Annotated in this window: 19 protein-coding genes; 10 read left to right on the top strand and 9 right to left on the bottom strand. The window is 69.8% G+C overall.

Going from position 1 to position 16,796, the window contains the following annotated elements; genetic code table 11:
• Nucleotides 1-51 precede the first annotated feature (51 nt).
• Genes ACFWN2_RS32625 through ACFWN2_RS32610 form a run of 4 tightly spaced genes read left to right on the top strand, consistent with a single transcriptional unit; the run spans nt 52 to nt 4,449 of the window.
• The gene (locus ACFWN2_RS32625; RefSeq protein ID WP_382434020.1) at nt 52-1,212 is read left to right on the top strand and encodes a cytochrome ubiquinol oxidase subunit I; all 1,161 of its coding nucleotides are present in this window, start codon (nt 52-54) and stop codon (nt 1,210-1,212) included.
• Nucleotides 1,212-1,832, top strand: coding sequence for a cytochrome d ubiquinol oxidase subunit II (locus ACFWN2_RS32620; protein WP_382434018.1), 621 nt, complete (start codon nt 1,212-1,214; stop codon nt 1,830-1,832). Before ACFWN2_RS32625 ends, ACFWN2_RS32620 begins: the two co-directional genes overlap by 1 nt.
• Complete coding sequence (locus ACFWN2_RS32615; RefSeq protein ID WP_382434016.1) at nt 1,802-3,151, top strand: ABC transporter ATP-binding protein/permease; 1,350 nt, start codon at nt 1,802-1,804, stop codon at nt 3,149-3,151. Before ACFWN2_RS32620 ends, ACFWN2_RS32615 begins: the two co-directional genes overlap by 31 nt.
• Complete coding sequence (locus ACFWN2_RS32610; protein WP_382434014.1) at nt 3,148-4,449, top strand: amino acid ABC transporter ATP-binding/permease protein; 1,302 nt, start codon at nt 3,148-3,150, stop codon at nt 4,447-4,449. Before ACFWN2_RS32615 ends, ACFWN2_RS32610 begins: the two co-directional genes overlap by 4 nt.
• On the opposite strand, the gene ACFWN2_RS32605 is transcribed toward ACFWN2_RS32610, so the two are convergent.
• The gene (locus tag ACFWN2_RS32605; RefSeq protein WP_382434012.1) at nt 4,381-5,292 is read right to left on the bottom strand and encodes a glucosyl-3-phosphoglycerate synthase; all 912 of its coding nucleotides are present in this window, start codon (nt 5,290-5,292) and stop codon (nt 4,381-4,383) included. The genes ACFWN2_RS32610 and ACFWN2_RS32605 overlap by 69 nt on opposite strands.
• Nucleotides 5,292-5,630 carry a hypothetical protein gene (locus tag ACFWN2_RS32600; protein WP_382434010.1) on the bottom strand — a complete coding sequence of 113 codons (339 nt, stop codon included), beginning with the start codon at nt 5,628-5,630 and terminating at the stop codon, nt 5,292-5,294. The genes ACFWN2_RS32605 and ACFWN2_RS32600 overlap by 1 nt, the downstream gene beginning before the upstream one ends.
• 116 nt (nt 5,631-5,746) lie before the next feature.
• Here ACFWN2_RS32600 and ACFWN2_RS32595 point away from each other — a divergent pair, with 116 nt between their 5' ends.
• Entirely contained in the window at nt 5,747-7,243 is a 1,497-nt protein-coding gene (locus ACFWN2_RS32595; protein WP_382434008.1) for a CocE/NonD family hydrolase, read from the top strand.
• A 10-nt stretch (nt 7,244-7,253) separates the two neighbouring features.
• Nucleotides 7,254-8,306, top strand: coding sequence for a winged helix DNA-binding domain-containing protein (locus ACFWN2_RS32590; protein ID WP_382434006.1), 1,053 nt, complete (start codon nt 7,254-7,256; stop codon nt 8,304-8,306).
• Here the strand turns inward: ACFWN2_RS32590 and ACFWN2_RS32585 are convergent.
• The 3 genes from ACFWN2_RS32585 to dapE all read right to left on the bottom strand — a co-directional run bounded on the left by ACFWN2_RS32585 (nt 8,277) and on the right by dapE (nt 10,754).
• Nucleotides 8,277-8,810 carry a TIGR00730 family Rossman fold protein gene (locus tag ACFWN2_RS32585; protein ID WP_382434004.1) on the bottom strand — a complete coding sequence of 178 codons (534 nt, stop codon included), beginning with the start codon at nt 8,808-8,810 and terminating at the stop codon, nt 8,277-8,279. The two genes, ACFWN2_RS32590 and ACFWN2_RS32585, sit on opposite strands and share 30 nt — an antisense overlap.
• 79 nt (nt 8,811-8,889) lie before the next feature.
• Nucleotides 8,890-9,669 carry a TIGR00730 family Rossman fold protein gene (locus ACFWN2_RS32580; protein ID WP_382434002.1) on the bottom strand — a complete coding sequence of 260 codons (780 nt, stop codon included), beginning with the start codon at nt 9,667-9,669 and terminating at the stop codon, nt 8,890-8,892.
• Between the two features lie 17 nt (nt 9,670-9,686).
• Complete coding sequence (gene dapE / locus ACFWN2_RS32575) at nt 9,687-10,754, bottom strand: succinyl-diaminopimelate desuccinylase (RefSeq protein WP_382434000.1); 1,068 nt, start codon at nt 10,752-10,754, stop codon at nt 9,687-9,689.
• A 59-nt stretch (nt 10,755-10,813) separates the two neighbouring features.
• On the opposite strand from dapE, the gene ACFWN2_RS32570 reads away from it, so the two are divergent.
• The 3 genes from ACFWN2_RS32570 (at nt 10,814) to ACFWN2_RS32560 (ending at nt 13,258) form a co-directional block, all read left to right on the top strand.
• Nucleotides 10,814-11,227: a hypothetical protein gene (locus ACFWN2_RS32570; RefSeq protein WP_382433998.1), complete on the top strand. Its 414-nt coding sequence runs from the start codon at nt 10,814-10,816 to the stop codon at nt 11,225-11,227.
• Nucleotides 11,228-11,358: 131 nt separating this feature from the next.
• Nucleotides 11,359-12,315: a 2,3,4,5-tetrahydropyridine-2,6-dicarboxylate N-succinyltransferase gene (gene dapD / locus ACFWN2_RS32565; RefSeq protein WP_382433996.1), complete on the top strand. Its 957-nt coding sequence runs from the start codon at nt 11,359-11,361 to the stop codon at nt 12,313-12,315.
• Between the two features lie 37 nt (nt 12,316-12,352).
• Nucleotides 12,353-13,258 (top strand): hypothetical protein, encoded by a 906-nt coding sequence (locus ACFWN2_RS32560; protein WP_382433994.1) that lies wholly within the window; start codon nt 12,353-12,355, stop codon nt 13,256-13,258.
• Here ACFWN2_RS32560 and dapC read toward each other — a convergent pair.
• Both dapC and fdxA read right to left on the bottom strand, forming a co-directional pair.
• Nucleotides 13,248-14,345: a succinyldiaminopimelate transaminase gene (dapC, locus tag ACFWN2_RS32555; protein ID WP_382433992.1), complete on the bottom strand. Its 1,098-nt coding sequence runs from the start codon at nt 14,343-14,345 to the stop codon at nt 13,248-13,250. The two genes, ACFWN2_RS32560 and dapC, sit on opposite strands and share 11 nt — an antisense overlap.
• Nucleotides 14,342-14,671 carry a ferredoxin gene (fdxA, locus tag ACFWN2_RS32550; RefSeq protein ID WP_382434070.1) on the bottom strand — a complete coding sequence of 110 codons (330 nt, stop codon included), beginning with the start codon at nt 14,669-14,671 and terminating at the stop codon, nt 14,342-14,344. The genes dapC and fdxA overlap by 4 nt, the downstream gene beginning before the upstream one ends.
• A gap of 213 nt (nt 14,672-14,884) precedes the next feature.
• On the opposite strand from fdxA, the gene ACFWN2_RS32545 reads away from it, so the two are divergent.
• Nucleotides 14,885-15,526: a GNAT family N-acetyltransferase gene (locus ACFWN2_RS32545; protein WP_382433990.1), complete on the top strand. Its 642-nt coding sequence runs from the start codon at nt 14,885-14,887 to the stop codon at nt 15,524-15,526.
• On the opposite strand, the gene ACFWN2_RS32540 is transcribed toward ACFWN2_RS32545, so the two are convergent.
• Both ACFWN2_RS32540 and mshB read right to left on the bottom strand, forming a co-directional pair.
• Nucleotides 15,502-15,927 (bottom strand): hypothetical protein, encoded by a 426-nt coding sequence (locus ACFWN2_RS32540; RefSeq protein WP_382433988.1) that lies wholly within the window; start codon nt 15,925-15,927, stop codon nt 15,502-15,504. The two genes, ACFWN2_RS32545 and ACFWN2_RS32540, sit on opposite strands and share 25 nt — an antisense overlap.
• Nucleotides 15,924-16,754 (bottom strand): N-acetyl-1-D-myo-inositol-2-amino-2-deoxy-alpha-D-glucopyranoside deacetylase, encoded by an 831-nt coding sequence (gene mshB / locus ACFWN2_RS32535; RefSeq protein ID WP_382433986.1) that lies wholly within the window; start codon nt 16,752-16,754, stop codon nt 15,924-15,926. Before mshB ends, ACFWN2_RS32540 begins: the two co-directional genes overlap by 4 nt.
• Nucleotides 16,755-16,796 lie beyond the last annotated feature (42 nt).

Genomic DNA, 16,796 nt, shown 5'->3' with positions numbered 1-16,796 from the left:
TGCGGTTTCAGGCCTTAATAAGTAGCCGCGCTACACATACCTTCGCTACTCATGAGCGCAGTAGACCTCGCCCGGCTCCAGTTCGCGTTGACGACCTCGTTCCACTTCCTGTTCGTGCTGCTCACGCTGGGACTGGTGACGCTGCTCGTGATCATGCAGACGAGGTTCACGATCACCGGCGCGCCCGTGCACGAGCGGATGACGCGGTTCTGGGGCCGGATCTACGTGATCAACTACGCGCTCGGGATCGTCACCGGCATCGTGATGGAGTTCCAGTTCGGCCTGAACTGGTCGGGCCTCGCGACCTACGCCGGTGACGTGTTCGGCGCGCCGCTCGCGCTGGAGACGCTGATCGCGTTCTTCCTGGAGTCGACGTTCCTCGGCCTGTGGATCTTCGGCTGGGGGAAGCTGAACCGCTGGGTGCACCTGCTGTTGCTGTGGCTGACGGCGCTGACCGCGTTCGCGTCGGCGTTCTGGATCATGGCGGCGAACGGGTTCCTGCAGCACCCAGTCGGCTACCGGGTCGACGGGAACGTGTTGCGGCTGGACGACTTCAGCGCGTTGCTGACCAACCCGACGTTCACCTACGCCTTCGTGCACGTCGTCTTCGCGGCGATCACCGTTGGCGGCGTGTTCCTGACCGGGGTCTCGGCGTACCACTTCATCAGGCGGACGCCCGAGGTCGACTTCTTCCGGCGGTCGCTGCGGATGGGCGTGGTCACCACGGCGCTGGCCACCCCGCTGCTGATCGGCGCCGGGTTCACGCAGTTCGGGGTGATCTCCGACCACCAGCCGGGCAAGAGCGGGGCGGTGCCGTGGATCGGCGCGCCGCTCGGGTTCATGATCCTGATCGGGATGGGGCTGACGATGATCAGCTGGCTCACGCTGCCGCTGCTGATCCGCGACGCCGTCATCCGGATGCGCTTTCCCCTGTACTTCATGGTGATCGGCATCCCGTTCCCGTTCGCGGCGGCCATCTTCGGGTGGATGTTCCGCGAGATCGGGCGCCAGCCCTGGTTGGTCTACGGGTTGCTGCGCACCGAGGACGCGGTGTCGCATGTGGACGCTTCGCAGATCCTGTTGTCGCTCGTCGTGTTCACGTCCCTGTTCCTGGTGCTGGCCTGCGTCGACTGGGCGTTGATCGCACGCGCGGTCCGTCGCGGTCCGGACGTGGCGCCGGCCCCCGTTTCGCCGATGGTGGTGACGCTCTGATGGAAGCTCTCTGGTTGACCGTGCTCGGTGTTCTCGCCGTCGGGTACTTCGCGCTGGCCGGTTTCGACTACGGCAGCGGGCTGTTGTTGCCCTTTCGCGGACGAGAAGTCGTGTTGCACCGCCTGACACCCTTCTTCCTGGGCAACGAGGTGTGGCTGGTCGCGGCGATCGGTGTGCTGTTCGCGGCGTTCCCGCGCCTCGAAGGCGAGCTGCTCTCCGGCGCGCACAGCACGTTCACGCTGCTCCTGGCCGGGTTGGTGCTGTTCATGGCCGCGGTGCAGCTCAGGCTGTGGTGGTGGCTGGTGTTCACGGGCGCGCTGATGGTGTCCGTCGGCTGGGGGCTGTTCCTGGCCCACCTGCTCGACGCGCCCTGGCCGACAGCCCTCGTCATGCCGGTGCTGTTCGCGCTGCACGGCTGGGTGTTCCAGCACAGGAAGGCGCTGTTCCCGGTGACGGCAGCGTTGTGCGCGCTGCCGATCCCGCTGGCGTTCGGCAGGATCGACGTCACCGGGCTCATGGCCCACTCCGACACGCTCGGCCTGCTCGCGTGGGTCGCGATCCCGGTCATCCCGCTGGTGGTGGTGTTGCAGTGGTCGATCGTCGCCATCTCCTCGCGCTGATCCCGGTCCCGTTCCTGGTGCTGGCCCAGGCCGAACTGCTCGCGTCGGTGCTCAGCGGCGGCACGGGGTTTCTCCTGCTGTGCCTGGTGATCGCCGTGCGGGTGCTGGTCTGGTGGGGGCACCGCGAGTGGGCTCACCGGGCCGCCGAACGCACTCGCGCGCGTCTGCGGGAGGCGTTCCTGCGCTCGCCCGGCACCAAGGCCGGCGAGGTGGCCACGCTGGTGACGCGGGGCGTGCACGACGTGACCCCGTACGTCGCCGGATACCTGCCGATGCAGGTCCTGGCCGTGGCGGTGCCGCTCGCGGTGGTGGTCAGGCTGGCGTTCGCCGACCTCACCGCGGCGTTGACGATCCTCGTGACGCTGCCGTTGATCCCGATCTTCGGGGCGCTGGTCGGCGCGCACACCCGCGAGCGGACCGCCCGTCAGTGGGACGCGCTGGCCACACTCGGCGGGCATTTCCTCGACGTGGTCAAGGGAATCGGCACGCTGCGGGCGTTCGGACGGGCCGAGGTGCAGTCCGAAACGGTCCGCAGGCTGGCCGCGCAGCACAGGACCGAGACCATGTCGGCGCTGCGCGTCGCGTTCCTCTCGGCGTTCGTGCTGGAACTCGTGGCCACGATGTCGGTCGCGCTCGTCGCCGTGCCGGTCGGCCTCAGACTGCTCGACGGCGGAGTGCCACTGCACACCGCACTGCTCGTGCTCTTCCTCGCCCCAGAAGCGTTTCTGCCGCTGCGCGCCGCCGGAGCCCAGTACCACGCGAGCGCACAGGGCCGCGAAGTTCTCGCCAAAGTGCCCAAGCACGAAGAGATCACCGGTCAGGCGCCACCCGATCTCACCCGAGCCGAGATCGTGTTCGACAACGTCAGCGTCCGCAGCCTGAAGAACTTCGACCTGCGCATACAGCCGGGCGAACGGATCGCGCTCGTCGGCCCGAGCGGCGCGGGCAAGAGCACGATCCTCGGACTGCTGCTGGGTTTCGTGCGCCCCGACGACGGCCGCGTGCTCGTGGACGGCGTCGACCTGCGCGAGATCGACCAGCGGCAGTGGCTGGACGCGCTGTCGTGGGTGCCGCAACGCCCCACGCTCGTCCCGGCGAACCTCTCGTCCGGCGAGCAGCAACGCGTCGCGCTGGCAAACGCCCTCGACCGCCGCCGGGCAGGGCTCTTCCTGCTCGACGAACCGACCGCCCACCTCGACGCGGAGACGGAGTCCCTGGTGCTCAAGGCAACCCGCGACTTCACCCGAGGACGGACCGCCGTGATCGTCGCGCACCGCCCGGCGCTGCTCACCGAGGTCGACATGGTGGTCCGGGTATGAGACTCGCGATCCTCGTCGGCACGCTCGCCGAACTGGCGGGCGTCGGCCTCACCGCCACCGCGACCTGGCTGATCATGCGCGCCGCCGAGCACCCGCCGATGCAGGCGCTCACCGTGGCGATCGTCGCCGTCCGCACCCTGGCCCTCGCCAAGGGCGCGTTGCGCTACCTCGAACGCCTGACCAGCCACAAAGCCGTGCTCAGCGAGGCCGTCGAGCTGCGCGGCAAGGTCTACGACGACCTCGTGCACCGCAGGCACGTCCCGTCCGGCACAGCGCTGACCCGCATCGTCACGAACGTCGACCAGCACCTCGACGCGGTGCTCCGCACGACCCTGCCGTGGATCACCGCGGCCCTGGTCGGCGCCGTCGTCGCTGCCGCGTCGGGCTTCTCGCTGCCACTGGTCGCCGGACTGCTGATCAACCTCGCCCTGCTCCCCTGGCTGGCGATCCGCACGCCGCGGGACCTGACCCCGTTGCGCGCCAGGCTGACCGAACAAACCACCGAACTGGTGCACAGCAAAGAAGAACTGATCGCCTACGGCCTGTTCGACGAGAAACTCCGCATCGCCACCAGCACCGCGAAAGAGCTGTCCCGCGGGGAACGCACGCGCGACCTGACCCCGCTGGCGATCGCCGTCCAGTTCGGCACGGCCCTGCTCCTGCTGGCCCACCACGAACCGGCCTGGCTGATCATGGCCGCCGTCGCCGCGTTCGAGATCACCGTCCCGCTCGCAGCTCTGTCCCGGCCCGCCCCGGAACCCACCGACGAGCCCGAACCCGCGCACTCCCCGCAAGCCCCGGAACTCCGCGGCAGAACGGCGATCGTCGGCCCGAGCGGCGCGGGCAAGACCACGCTGCTCAACGCCCTGGCTCACCGCCTCGAACCGAGCAGGGGCGCGCTGGCCGACGCGCACGTCTTCCACACCACGGTCCGCACGAACGTCCTGCTGGCCAAACCCGATGCCACGCAGGAAGAACTCGACAGGGCAGCCGGGATCACCGAACTGGACCTCGACTGGGACCAGGTCGTCGGCGAACGCGGTGAGGAGATCTCCGGCGGCCAACGCCAACGGTTGGTCCTCACCAGGTCGGTCCTCGCGAACCCCGAGGTGCTGCTCCTGGACGAACCCACCGAAGGCCTCGACCCCGAGCAGGCCGACCGCGTGCTCGCCAAGGTCCTGGACGACAGCCGGGGCACCGCCCTGGTCGTCACGCACAGGACCGAGCAGCTAGCCCTTTTCGATCACGTGCATCATCGGCGGCCGATCGGTGACGAGCACGTCGGTCGAGTCGGGTAGCCATTCCCCGCCGACCTGCACGAACTGCGTCAACGGCCCGGAGTCGGCCTCGACACCGCACCGGGCCAGCGCCGTCCCCATGATCTGCGACGACATCGCGCCGAGCTGCAGCAACGACCGGTTCCGGTGCTTGCGCACGCCGAGGTTCACCTGGGCCAACGCCGACAGCCCGTGCACCCGGTGCACGTCCAGCAGCAACCCGATCTCCACGCCGTACCCGGCCGCGAACGGAACGGACTCCAAAAAGGACCGTGTCGCCGCGTACTCACCGCCGAGCGGTTGCACCACACCGGAAAGCTCCGGCCGCAACGTGTTCAGCAGCGGCCGCGCGACCAGTTCCGTGACCCGTCCGCCACCGGTGCTCTCCAGCCGCAACGGCCGCCGGTAGAACCCCTTCACCAGGTGCACGCCGGAGTCCAGCAGCAACGGCCCGAGCAACGCCGTGACGAACGCGGTCTCCGGATCGACCAGGTCGGAGTCGAGGAAGACGATCAGGTCACCGGAGGTCGCGGCCAGCGACCGCCACAGCACCTCGCCCTTGCCCGGCAACGGCACGAGCCACGGCACGACGTCCTCGCGCAGCACCACCCGAGCCCCGGCGGCCGAGGCGACCTCGACGGTCCGGTCGGTGGAGCCGGAGTCCATCACGACCAGCTCGTCCACGAGAGTCCCGAGCAGGGGCCGGACCACGGAGACGACGTCCCCGACGGTCTCCTCCTCGTTCAACGCCGGCAGCACGACGGACACGGTCCGGCCGCGCTTCAACGCCACCAGCTCCTCGACCGTCCAGGACGGCTGCTGCCAGGTGTGCGAGGCGAACCAGGCTTCGACGGCGGGCAGCATCAGGCCAGCGCCCGCATCGCCCGCGCCGGCGGACGGGTCCCCGTCACGCTCGCCACCATCTCCACGACCTTCCTCGCCTGCCTCACGTCGGACGCGCGAACGGCACGTGCTCCGGACATCGCGGCCACTGTGGCAGCCGCGAGCGTCTCGTCCTCGTCCCCCGGTGGGACCGTCACCACGTCCAACGTCCCGGTGAGCGGCGTCAGTTCCAGCTCGCCGTCGAACTCGACGACGTCCGCGCCGGCCTCCACGGCCCGTCTCAACTCGTCCGCGCTGGTCAGATGCGCGACGACCAGCACGCGGTCTTCCGGCAGGTCAGTGACGCGGAATCGGTTCACGCCACTCAGCGTAGACAGTGACCTGACTCACAGCTTCTTGCTACCCATGAGTAGCAACCTGGTTTACTCGCCGGTAACACCCTGTGTGATCTACGTCATGGTCAAGGAGGACCAGCGTGCGACGATCACTTGTTCTAGCCCTCGTACTCCTCACAACCCTGCTCGGTGCTCCGGTCGCCGCCACGGCGGCACCCGGACACCAGATCACCTACCGGTCGATCACCGGCGTCGGCGGCACCACCCTGAAGGCCCTCGTCGTCGAGCCGACCGGCCGGGGCGGCGGTCCGTTCCCGCTGCTCGTCATGCCGTCCAGCTGGGCGGTTCCCAACATCGAGTACGTCGGCGCGGCCGCCAAGCTCGCCAAGGAGTCCGGCTACGTCGTCGTGAGCTACACCAGCCGCGGCTTCTGGGACTCCGGCGGCCAGATCGACGTCGCCGGGCCCGACACCGTCGGAGACGTCACCAAGGTCATCGACTGGGCCATCGCGAACGCGCACGCCGACGGCACCAAGGTCGGCGCGGCCGGGATCTCCTACGGCGCAGGGCAGTCCCTGCTGGCCGCGGCGTCGGACAAGCGCATCAAGGCCGCGGCGGCGTTGAGCACGTGGACCGACCTGGCCCGCTCGCTCTACCCGAACAGCACCGTGAACAAGCAGGCCGTCGAGGTCCTGCTGGCCGCGGGCAAGGCCACCGGACGTCCGGGTCCCGTCCTCCAGGAAGCGGAGGACGCCTACCGCGACGGCAGGTTCTGGGAGGTCGTGCCGATCTCCGCGGAACGCTCGGCCGCGAACAAGATCGCGCAGATCAACGCCAACGGCACCGCGGTCCTGCTCGGCAACGCCTGGAACGACGGCATCTTCGCGCCGGGCCAGATCGCGGACTTCTACGGCAAGCTCACGGGCCCGAAGCGGCTCATGCTCTCGCCGGGCGACCACGCCACCGCAGAGCTGTTCGGCGCGGCGGGCCTGCCCAACGAGATCTGGGAGTCGGTCGGCCGCTGGTTCGACCGCTACGTCAAGGGCACGGCCAACGGCATCGACGCCGAGCAGCCGGTGCAGCTCAAGCCCAACAACGGCGGCACGTGGAAGAAGTTCGGCGCCTGGCCGAACGGCAACGCGGACACGGTCCAGCTCGACGGCAAGCGGATCGCCGCGGGCTGGAACACGGTCGCGGACAGCGGCACGATCCTGCTCTCCGGTGCGCTGCAAGGGTTCCTGAACATCCCGACCGGCGTCTCGCTGCCGTTCGTCGACCGCAACGTCGCCGGTGTGTGGAGCGGGCCGCAGTACTGGAACGGGGCGACGCTCGCCGGCACTCCGAAGCTCAAGCTCCAGGTCACCCCGAGCGCGGAGACGACGACGTTGTTCGCCTACCTGTACGAGGTCGGCCCGCTCGGCCTGGGCGCGCTGATCACGCACAAGCCGGTGAAGGTGACCGGTGCGGGCCGCACGCAGACGCTCGACGTGGAACTCGAGCCGACCGTGTGGACCGTCGGGGCGGGCAACCGGATCGCACTGGTGATCGACACGGTGGACCCGCGTTATCTGTCGGAATCAACGCGTGGCTCAACCGTCACCTTCGGACCGTCGAGCCTCACGGTTCCGAAGGCGTAAGAATGTCCGGGTGGACCTCACCCGGCAACAGGTGCTCCTCCACCGGATCCACCAGCACGAGTTGGACCGGCGGACCGGCGACGCGACCGAGCTGGCGGTGTTCTCCCTGGGCGTCCAGGACAACACCGCCGGCTCGGCTCTGCTGAGCCTCGCCGCGAGGCTGGACGCACCCACGACAGAAGACTTCACCGTGACCTGGTCGGTGCGCGGCGCCCCTCACCTGCACAGGGCGGGCGAGCTGAAGGCGTTCTCCCGCGCGCTGTGGCCGTGGAGCGACGCCGACGCGAGAGCCCGCGCGGCCCGCCCGAAGGTCGACGACCTGCTGGACGCCCTGCGGCACATCGCCACCGCCATGCGGTCGATCGTCACGAAGCCCATGACCAAGGGCGAGCTGAGCAAGGCCCTGACCCCGTTGGCGCCCAAGCAGACGGTCGAACCCTGCCGGGGCTGCCAGACCGAGCACGTCAGCGACCCGATCTTCCGCCTCGGCGCACTCCCGGCGGGCCTCCGGATCATCCCGGAGGAGAAGACCGTGACGTTCGAACGCATCCACGGCTGGCCGGGCGTCCCGCGCAAGACGGCGGGCTTCGACGAGCTGATCCACCGCTACCTGACCCTGCACGGCCCGGCCGGACCGTCCGAAGTGGCCAGTTACTTCGGCACGTCGACCCGCGAGGTCAAGAAGCGCTGGCCGAAGGAGGGTCTGGTCGAGGTCACCGTCGAGGGCTCCCCCGCGTGGCTGCCGGAGGACGTGGAGATCGCCGACGCCGAACCGCCGGACGTCCGCCTGCTCCCGCCGACCGACCCGTACCTCCAGGCACGGGACCGCGACCTGCTCCTCCCGGACAAGGCCGCGCAGAAGGACATCTTCCGCATCCTCGGCCGCCGGGGAGCGATCCTGGTGGACGGCGAGATCGCGGGCTCCTGGCAGGGCAGGGTGGTCTCCGGCAAGCGCTTCGAGGTCACCACGACCCCGTACCGCCCGCTCCCGGACCTCCTGCCGGAAGCCCAGCTCCTGGCCAAGGCCAAGGGTCTAGACGACGCAAGCGTCAAGAGCAACTGACACGTCGTCCGTGACGATCAGCGACTTCAACGCCGCGTGCGAGACGAACCCCTTGTCCCGCAACTCCGTCAGCCACTCCACGAGCCCCTTGTAGTGGTTGTCGACGTCCAGCAGCACCACGGGCTTGCCGTGCATGCCGAGCACGCCGGCGGTCCACACCTCGAAGAACTCCTCGGCGGTGCCGATGCCACCGGGCAGGGTCAGGAACGCGTCCGCCTTGTCGTCCATCATCTTCTTGCGCTCGCGCATGGTGTCGACCACGTGCAGCTCGGTCGACTCGCGGTCGGCGATCTCCCTGGTGGCCAGGCCCTTGGGGATCACGCCGTAGGTGTGCGCGCCACCGGCACGGGCCTCGCGGGCGACCGCACCCATCATCGACGTCTGCCCGCCGCCCCACACGAGGTGCCAGCCGCGCGCCGCGATCTCCCGCCCGACCTCGGCGGCGAGGTCGACGTAGCTCTGGGGGACGGTGGCGAGGCTTCCGCAATACACAGCTATGTACACCGGGCCGATGTTTCCACCTCGGCGGCGGAAGGGGTACGCGGCTCCCGGCCGGGGCGCCGCGCGCCCCGGCGACGGTCCCTCAGTGGGCGTCGGCCCACGCCTTGTGCGCGTCCTTCACGACCCGGACCGCGTCGTCGATGTCGTCGGTCAGGTGCAGGAGAGCGAGGTCCTTCTCGCCGACCTTCCCGCCCTCCAGGACGGAGCTCTGGATCCAGTCGTAGAGCCCCTGCCAGTACGAGGTCCCGAACAACACCACCGGGAACTTGGTGACCTTCTTCGTCTGCACCAACGTCAGAGCCTCGAAGAGCTCGTCCAACGTCCCGAAACCACCGGGCAGGCAGATGAACGCCTGCGAGTACTTGATGAACATCGTCTTGCGCACGAAGAAGTACCGGAAGTTCACCCCGAGGTCGACCCACGGGTTCAGGCCCTGCTCGAACGGCAGCTCGATGCCCAGTCCGATGGAGAACCCGCCGGCCTCGGAACACCCGCGGTTCACAGCCTCCATGGCTCCGGGCCCACCACCGGTGATCGCGGCGAACCCGGCCTCGGCCAGCGCCGCACCGAGGTCGCGCCCGATCTGGTACTCGGGGTGGTCCCGCCCGGTGCGGGCGGACCCGAACACGGTCACCGCGCTCGGCACCTCGGCCAGCGCGCCGAAGCCCTCGACGAACTCGGCCTGGATCCGCAGCACCCGCCACGGGTCGGTGTGCACCCAGTCCGACGGCCCGCGCGAGTCCAGCAGGCGCTGGTCGGTGGTGGTGCGCTCGTCCTTGCGGTCACGCCTCAGCACGACGGGTCCGCGCTGCTTCTCGGTGGGGCGCTCGTCGACGGCGCCGTTCTTCTTCTCTTCCGTCATCACTGAGATTCTAGTGATCAGCTCAACAGAAATCGCTTAAGCACGTCGAAACAACCGGTGATCTGTCGGACCGGCACGTGCTCCTCCTGAGTGTGCGCCAGCGTCGGGTCGCCGGGCCCGAAGTTGACCGCGGGCATCCCCAGAGCGGCGAACCTCGCGACGTCCGTCCACCCCAGCTTGGCCACCGGGGTGCCGCCCGCCGCCACGACCAACTCCTGCGCCGCCGGAGCGCCGAGGCCGGGCAGCGCGCCGGACGCGAAGTCCGTCACGGTGACGTCGAAGCCCTCGAAGACCTCGCGCAGGTGCTGTTCGGCCTGCTCCACGGAACGGTCGGGCGCGAAGCGGTGGTTGACGGTCAGCACCGCCGAGTCCGGCACCACGTTGCCCGCGACGCCACCGGAGATCTTCACGGCCTGCAGGCCCTCGTGGTAGTGGCAGCCGTCGATCTCGGGCTGCCGCGGCACGTAGGACTCCAGCCTGCGCAGCGCCTCGCCGAGGGAGTGGATGGCGTTCTCCCCCATCCACGCGCGCGCCGTGTGGGCGCGCTTGCCCGAGGTCCGGATCTCGATGCGCATCGTTCCCTGGCAGCCGGCCTCGACCGTGCCGTTGGACGGCTCGCACACGATCGCGAGGTCGCCCAGCAGCCAGTCGCCCAGGTCGCGCTGGATGCGCGTGAGCCCGTTGCGCTCGGCCTCGATCTCCTCGCAGTCGTAGAAGACGAACGTGAGGTCGTGGCGGGCGTCCGCGCTCAGAGCGGCGATGGCGAGCATGACCGCGTCGCCGCCCTTCATGTCGACGGTGCCGCAGCCGTGCAGGACGTCGCCCTCGCGCCGGCTCGGGAAGTTCTGGTTGATCGGCACCGTGTCCAGGTGCCCGGCGAGCACGACGCGGCGGTCGCGGCCGAGGTTCGTGCGAGCCAGCACGGCGTTCCCCGAACGGGTGATCTCCAGGTGGGGCGCGTGCAGCGCCAGTGATCGCTCCACGAGGTCCGCGATCTCCGCCTCCTCCCCGGACACGCTGCGCACATCCACCAGCGCGGTCGTCAGGTCGATCGGGTCGGCGAGGAGGTCAAGGGTGTCGGACACGCGTTCACCCTACTCAGGCCGGTTGGGCGCTAGGCCGTTCAGCCGATACGGTGCGCTCCGTGATCAAGCGCACACTCCTGGTCATCTCCCTGCTCCTCTTCGCCACCGGCTGCGGTGAGGCTCCTGCCGCCTGCGACCGGCAGTGCGCCGAGATCCGGGCGTTGTTCACCGCGCCGTGCGGCGCGCAGCACAGCGGCACCCCGGCCGACTGCGCGAACTGGGTCGGCGAGGTCAGCACCATGACCCGGCAGCTGGACGACTCGTTGCGGGGCAAGCAGGTCCAGGACGACGTGAGCGAGGTCCTGCCCCGCCTGATGACGGCCGTCGGCGACTTCGAGAACCTCCGGTGCGGCGCGGTCGACGTCGACAACGTGTCGAGCACCGACGCGTTGCAGGCGAAGTGCAACGAGGCCCTGATCGCGACGCGGGGCGACCTGGGCTCGCTGTACTTCAGCGCCGAGGTTCCCGACTGACCTCCCGGTCCCACGGCGACGACCGGCGAACGCGACCCGGACCACCCGCGGGCGAACCCCGGTGAACACGCCTTCCCGCCCTTCCCCGCCGGACGGTGACCGCCCTGATCGGCGGACTAAGCTCGGTAGCCGTGAGCACCGCATACGGCATCGGCTTGGCCACTGTGACCCCGGACGGCACCGTCCTCGACACCTGGTACCCGTCCCCCGCCCTCGGTGAGGCGGGCGAGCTCGGCACCGTTCGCGCGTCGTCCGCCGAGATCGCGGAGGCGCTCGGCGAGGCCGCCGCGAAGCTGCTCGGCGAGGACCTGGAGCGCGGCGTCGAGGTCGTCGGCGTCAAGGTCGTCATCGACCTGGAAGCCGCTCCGGAGACCACCTACGACATCTGGCTGCGCCTGCACCTGCTCAGCCACCGCCTGGTCAAGCCGCACGGCGCGAACCTCGACGGCATGTTCGGGCTGCTCACGAACGTCGTGTGGACGAACCACGGCCCGTGCGCGGTCGACGGCTTCGAGCAGACCCGCACCCGCCTGCGCCTGCGCGGCCCGGTGACGGTCTACAGCGTCGACAAGTTCCCGCGCATGGTCGACTACGTCCTGCCGTCCGGCGTCCGCATCGGTGACGCCGACCGCGTCCGCCTCGGCGCCCACCTCGCCTCCGGCACGACGGTCATGCACGAGGGCTTCGTGAACTTCAACGCCGGCACGCTCGGCAGCTCGATGGTCGAGGGCCGCATCTCCGGCGGTGTCGTGGTCGGCGACGGCTCGGACGTCGGCGGCGGCGCGTCGATCATGGGCACGCTGTCCGGCGGCGGCAAGCAGGTCATCAGCATCGGCGAGCGCTGCCTGCTCGGCGCGAACGCCGGTCTGGGCATCTCGCTCGGCGACGACTGCGTGGTCGAGGCGGGCCTGTACATCACCGCGGGCACGAAGGTCACCGGTCCCGGCGGCGAGGTCGTCAAGGCGGTGACCCTGAGCGGACAATCGAACCTGCTCTTCATCCGCGACTCCGTCACCGGCACGGTCCTGGTCAAGCCCCGCAAGGGCACCGGCGTCGAGCTGAACGCGGCGCTGCACGCGAACGACTGAGCGGGGCCCGGTCCCTGCTGTCCCCGGGGAGGTGCACGTGCTGAAACAGCGACTCGAGTTGAACGCTCGCGCCGCGATCGAGCGTGCCCTCCAGGGGGCGCAGTCGGAGGACTCCTTCGTGGAGTTCAAGACGCAGTGGCCGGTCGACCACGGCAAGGCGGCCCGGCAGATCGCCGCGCTGTGCAACGCCGCGCGCGGCTCCGAGGCGATGTGGATCGTCGGCGTCGACGAGAAGGGCCGGTACGTCAAGGGCGCGCCGGCCGAGGAGCTGTCGTCGTGGTGGCCTCGGGTGGAGAGCCACTTCGACGGTGTCGCACCGGGACTGACGACGGTCGCGTTCGACTGGGCGCGCAACCGCACGGTCGTCGTGCTGTCGCTGCAGACCGACAACGCGCCGTACGTGTTCGTCACGAAGAAAGAGCCGTACAGCAGGGAGATCCCGTGGCGCTCGGGTGAGCGCACGCGGTCAGCGCGTCGTGGCGAGGTGCTGGAACTGCTGGTGCCCAAGCTCGACATGCCCGGCTGGGAGTTCGTCAGCGCCCGCGCGACACTGAGCCAGCACTCGCCGACGCTGCGGTTCGAGGGCGACCTCTACCTGGAGACGAACCAGCCGTTGTCGTTGCCGCACCACAGATGCCACTCGTACGCGACGTACGGGCTCGACAGCGAGACGGTCGACCTGCAGTTCAGCTTCCGCACCAACACGCGGGACGTGCGGGCGGTCGAACGCGTCGTGCGCGTCGCGGAACCGGCCGTGCTCCACGTCAGCGCGGACGCCGACGTGGAACTGGACTCGTTCGCGGATCTCTGGGACCTGCACTGGCACCTCGTGCTGGGCCTCGGGCTGAGCGGCGAGGAGATCAGCACGTCGGTGCGGCTCACGACGGATGCCGTGCCGCCCAACCAGTTCACGCGTCGGGTGTGGTCGGCTCTCAAGCCGTGAGGCGTTCCGCGGCCGCGGCGACGCGTTCGTCCGTGGCCGTCAACGCGACCCGCACGTGCTTCGCGCCCGCCGGTCCGTAGAACGTGCCCGGAGCCGCCAGGATGCCGCGATCGGCCAGCCAGGAGATCGTCTCCCAGGCGTCCTCACCGCGCGACGACCACAGGTAGAGCCCCGCCTCGGAGTGCGACACGGTGAACCCTGCCGCCTCCAGCGCGGGCTTGAGCACCTCGCGCCGCGCCAGGTACCTCGACCGCTGCTCCGCCACGTGCCCGTCGTCCTCCAGGGCGGCGCGCATGGCCTCCTGCACCGGCCGGGGCACGATCATGCCCGCGTGCTTGCGCAGCTCCAGCAGGCCCGCGACCAGCTCCGGGTCGCCGGTGACGAACCCGGCCCGGTAGCCCGCCAGTGACGACGTCTTCGACAGCGAGTGCACGGCGAGCACGCCGTCGAAGGAGTCCACGACGGACGGGTGCAGCACCGACACCGGAGACGAGTCCCACGGCAGCGCCAGGTAGCACTCGTCGGACGCCACGACCGCGCCGACCGCGCGGGCGGCGGCGACCGCGTCCCGCAACTGCCCGGCGGACAGGACGCGCCCGGTCGGGTTCGACGGCGAGTTCAGCCACACCAGCTTCGTGCCGGCGGGCGGGAGCTCCCCGTCGGCCAGGCGGACGACCTCGGCCCCCGCCATCAGCGCGCCCACCTCGTAGGTGGGGTACGCGACGGCGGGCACGGCCACGACGTCACCAGGCCCGACCCCGAGCAGGGTGGGCAGCCACGCCACGAGCTCCTTGGAGCCGATCGTGGGCAGCACGGCCGCCTCCGGCAGGCCGACGACCCCGTACCGGCGCTCCACCGCGGCGACGAAGGCCGCCCGCAGCTCAGGAGTGCCGTGGGTGGTCGGGTAACCGGGGATCTCGGCGACCGACGACAACGCTGCCTGGATCACCGCCGGGACCGGGTCGACGGGGGTGCCGACGGACAGGTCGACCACGCCACCGGGGTGCGTGCGCGCCTTGGCGGCGTGGTCGGCCAGCTGGTCCCACGGGAAGTCCGGCAGCGCCGGGCCCCTGCCTGCGATGATCAATGCCCCTCGGTCTGCTGCACCTCGAGCGCCTTGACGAACGGCGGGTCGTTGCTGACCTTGCCGACCTTCGACGCGCCACCCGGCGAGCCGAGCTCGTCGAAGAAGTCGACGTTCGCCTTGGTGTAGTCCTTCCACTCGTCGGGGACGTCGTCCTCGTAGTAGATGGCTTCCACCGGGCACACCGGTTCGCACGCGCCACAGTCCACACACTCGTCGGGGTGGATGTAGAGCATCCGGTCGCCTTCGTAGATGCAGTCGACGGGGCACTCTTCGATGCACGCCTTGTCGAGCAGATCCACGCACGGCTGGGCGATCACATAAGTCACTGCGCTCTCCAACTTCATCGGTCACACCGCGCAAGCCGGAGAGTACGCGGCACGTTCGAGTATCACCCGGTCAGGCTTGCCTTAGCTGTGCGGTGTGCCACGTCACAACACCTGGTGGGACAGGATGGACGGGTGCACACCGTGGATCATCTTGAGTCTCTCTGCGCGCGAGCATGGCCCGTTCTGGCAGAAGTTCCGCTAGGAGACTGGTTGATGCGCGCGGCCGCCGGATTCACCGGTCGCGCGAACAGCACGGTGACCTGCGGTGATCCCGGCATCCCGATCCCTGACGCGCTGAGGGCCGTCCAGGGGTTCGCCCGTGAGCACAACATCAAACCCACAGCGCACGTGGTCAGGGGCTCTGCCTGCGAGTCCTCGATCGAGGCGGCCGGCTGGCACGTCGACCTGGACCACCCCGGCGGCGCCGAGTCGCTGGTCATGACGGGTCCCCTGGAGAAGTTCGCCGAGGGCGTAGCCGAGAATCTCGATCTTCCCGGATGGTGGGAACTCACGGCCGGATCGGAGGTCTCCACCGCCCAACGGCACGTGCTCGGCAGCGGCGGCAACGTCTGCTTCGCCAGCCTCACCGAAGACGGCGTCGTGATCGCGGCCGTCCGGGGAGCCGTGGTCGAGGACGTGCTGCACGTGGCCCGCCTCGCCGTGCGCCCGTCACACCGCCGCCAGGGCCTCGCCCGCAGGCTCATGGGCGAACTGGCGGGCTGGGGCCTGGAGCACGGCGCCACGACGTGCGTCCTGCAGGTCGCCGAGCACAACACCCCGGCGATCAGGCTGTACGAGGAGCTCGGCTGCACCGAGCACCACCGCTACCGCTACTGGATCCCGGCGGTCTCGTAGAGGCCGGGCCGGTTGGCCGCGTTGCGCGCCATCACGGCGCCCACGGCCACCGCGCCGGGCAGCGCGCCGCCCGCGATCAGCAGCAGCGTGCGCCAGTCCCCGAGCAGGAACTGGCCCTGACCGCCCGGTTCGAGGAACCCGAGCGTGAAGATCGTGAAGAACCACACGACCAGGGGCGCCGCGGCGGCCGAGACCCTGCCGGACAGGCCGGCCGCCCACTGCACGAGCAGCGGCGTGGTCACGACGGCCACGACGATCGTGACCGGGAACGGGATGTCGCCCAGCCGCGGCAGGATCACGCCGTCGAGTCTGAGCGGGAGGAAGAACGTTTCGAGCACGGCGAGCGCTGCTGCCTCCACGCACAGAAGCAGCAACAACAACCCACGCGCGCCAGCGCTCACCCAAGTCCTCCGAACAGATCTGTGGCCGCACCTTCCGGTGAGCCCTTCGCGAGCACGTAGTACTCGCCCCCGACCAGCGGCTGCGCGATGTCGTTCGACAACGCGTACCCGCCGTCCCACACACTGACCTGCGTCGAGTGTGCCCTCAACGCCCGCCGTTTGGCCGTCAGGTGCTCGGAGATGTCGACAACCGTTGTGATCTCTTCATCCGGCGTCACCGGCAGCTCACCGGGCTCGGGCAGCCGGAACGCCTCGGGAACGTTCTCCAGCGCGGCCACACCGGCGTTCGTCGCGTCGCGGGACGTCACGGCGTAGAAGACCCGTTCGACGTCCGAGACCTGGGCGCACGCGGCGACCGTGATCTCGTGCGCGCGGATGTGGTCAGGGTGGCCGTAGCCGCCGAACGCGTCGTAGCTCACCACGACCTGAGGCTTGACCTCGCGCAGGATCTCGACCAGCTGGGCGGTCTGGTCGTCGAGCGCTCCCTGGATGAACGCGCGGGCCTTGGCGTTGGACGGCACGTCGACCATGCCGGAGTCCCGCCACCGGCCGATGCCGCCGAGGAACCTGTGGTCCGTCACACCGAGTGCGGCGCAGGCCGAGCGGAGTTCACCCACGCGGTAGCCACCCAGCTGGTCGGCGGCGTCGGCGGCGAGGTGCGCCAGCGCGGGCGGGATGATCTCGCCCTCTTCGCCCAGCGTGCAGGTGACGACCGTGACGTGCGCGCCGGCGGAGGCGTAGCGCGCGATGGTGCCGCCGGTCCAGAGACTCTCGTCGTCCGGGTGGGCGTGCACGAAGAGCAACCGTGGTGGGGCAGTCAGCGTCACCGGAAAAGAGTAAAGGCCGCCCTCATCAGCTGATAAAGGCGG

It is taken from the genome of Lentzea sp. NPDC058436 (genome assembly GCF_042721515.1).
Classification (GTDB): Bacteria; Actinomycetota; Actinomycetes; order Mycobacteriales; family Pseudonocardiaceae; genus Lentzea.
The sequence above is the reverse complement of the archived record's forward strand: the minus strand, read 5'-3'. Positions and strand labels throughout refer to the sequence as shown.